At 70.8% G+C, this 1,943-nt stretch carries 2 protein-coding genes; both read left to right on the top strand.

The window, feature by feature from the left end:
- A partial coding sequence (gene mobC, locus BFF77_RS31645; protein WP_066956927.1) for a plasmid mobilization relaxosome protein MobC occupies positions 1–556 on the top strand: 556 nt, incomplete at its 5' end.
- On the top strand, positions 553–1,943 hold a 1,391-nt coding region (locus tag BFF77_RS31640), incomplete at its 3' end, for a relaxase/mobilization nuclease domain-containing protein (RefSeq protein ID WP_066956924.1). The genes mobC and BFF77_RS31640, both read left to right, overlap by 4 nt.

Here is a 1,943-nt window from a genome sequence, read left to right as displayed (position 1 = left end):
GCGCCAGGGGGCGCCGAGCCGGGGGGTCGGGGCCGAGGGCGGCGCCGACCCGGATACTCTCCACGCCGTCCAGCGCGAGATCCTCCGCCCCGTACGCGAAGACGTTGCCGCCGCTGGCGAACCCGCCGTGAAGAGCGTGCAGCCCACGATCCGCCGCTTCACCGGCGAAAAACGCGATGCACGCGTCGGCCCCCTGCGGTTCCTGGGCGAGGAACATGCCCGCCTCCAAGACGTCGCCGCCGAGCATGGCTACAAAGGCGACTCCGGCTTCGCCGCCGACGTCGTCCTCGCCTTCATCACCGGCCGGTTCACCGCCAATCTCCCCCTGTCCGAAGACCGCCGCCGCACCCACCACTTCCGCGCCCAGGTACTGCGCCAGCTCAACCGCATCGGCGTCAACGTCAACCAGATCGCCCGCGCCCTCAACAGCGACTACACACCCCGCGACATCCGCCAGTGCCTGGCCGAACTCCAGCAGATGCTGGAGCTGATCGGCGAGGCCCTGCGCCAGCCCGTCGAACTGGCCGAGCCGGAAGAAAAGGGGCTGTCCGCGTGATCGCCGCCATCAAACCGACCGGGTGCAACACCCGTGGCCTGCTCGCCTACCTCTACGGCCCCGGCCGCCAGGACGAGCACCTCGACCCGCACATCGTCGCGGGCTTCGCGATGCTCGGCATGCCCGACCCCGGCCGCGACGAGAGGGCCGCCCTCACCGAACTCGCCCGCTACCTCGACGAGCCCGTACGGCTGCGTAACAGCGAGTTCGGACGTACGGTCACCGACCACGTGTGGCACTGCCCCGTGCGCGCCGCACCCGAAGACCGCTGCCTCTCCGACGCCGAGTGGGGCGAGATAGCCCAGCGCATCGTCGAAGCCGCCGGCATCGCCCCGCCCGGCGACGACCTGGCCTGCCGCTGGATCGCCGTACGCCACGCCGACGACCACATCCACATCCTGGCCACCACCGTCCGCGAAGACGGCCGCCGCCCCAAGCTCCACGACAGCGGCCTCCGCGTCGGCGACGCTTGCCGGGAGATCGAAAAGGACTACGGGCTACGCCAGTTGAAGAAGGGCGAACGCACCGGCAGCCGCCGCCCCACCCAGGCCGAGATGCACAAGGCCCAGCGCATGGGCTGGGAGCAGACCAGCCAACAGTGGCTCGAAGACCGTATCCGTGCCGCCATCCCCCACGCCCGCACGGCCGAAGAACTCCTCGCTTATCTCGAAGCCGACGGCGTCGCGATCAAGCCCAGGCGTGGGCCCTCTGGAGATCTCCTGGGCTACGCCGCCGGACGCCCCGGCGACCTCAATGAGAAGGGCGAGCAGATCTTCCACCCGGGGAAGAAGATCGCCCCCGACCTCACCCTGCCCAAACTGCGGGCCCGTCTGGAAGCTGTCGTGCCCGAGGAGCACCCCACGGCCCGCCGCAACAGGCCCACCACCCCCTGGCAGCAGGCCACCGCCGCTCTCGATACTCTCCACACCCAGCTCACCGACACCACCGGTGCCGACAGCGGCGACGAGCGCTCCCAGGGCCACATCGCCGCCCTCGGCGAACTCATCGAGGCTGCCGCCCAGCAGGCGCCGACCAACCTGCATGCCGAACTCCATGCCGCAGCAAAGGCGTTCGCCCGCGCCCAACGTTCCCAGATTCGAGCCGAAGACCGGGCCGGCGACGCCATACGCCTCGCAGCCCGCGACATCATCCACACCGCTACCGGCCCGGACGGCAGCGCCCTCGCAGCCCTGATCGCCGCCCTCGTCTGGTCCGCGATCCTCTCCCGGCGCTGGCACGAGGCCAAGCAGCACGCCCACCAGGCCGAGGCCGTCCGCCAGGCCCTCCACCACCTCCAGGCCGCAGCCGACCACGCAATGGGCCCTGTGCTTGCCGAACTGGAGCACCGCCAGCCCAAGGAACAGGCCCGCCTCACTCTGGCCAGCGA

Source organism: Streptomyces lushanensis (assembly GCF_001700515.1).
Lineage (GTDB): Bacteria > Actinomycetota > Actinomycetes > Streptomycetales > Streptomycetaceae > Streptomyces > Streptomyces lushanensis.
Note: the sequence above shows the minus strand (reverse complement) of the source record. Positions and strands in the feature narration are given on the sequence as shown.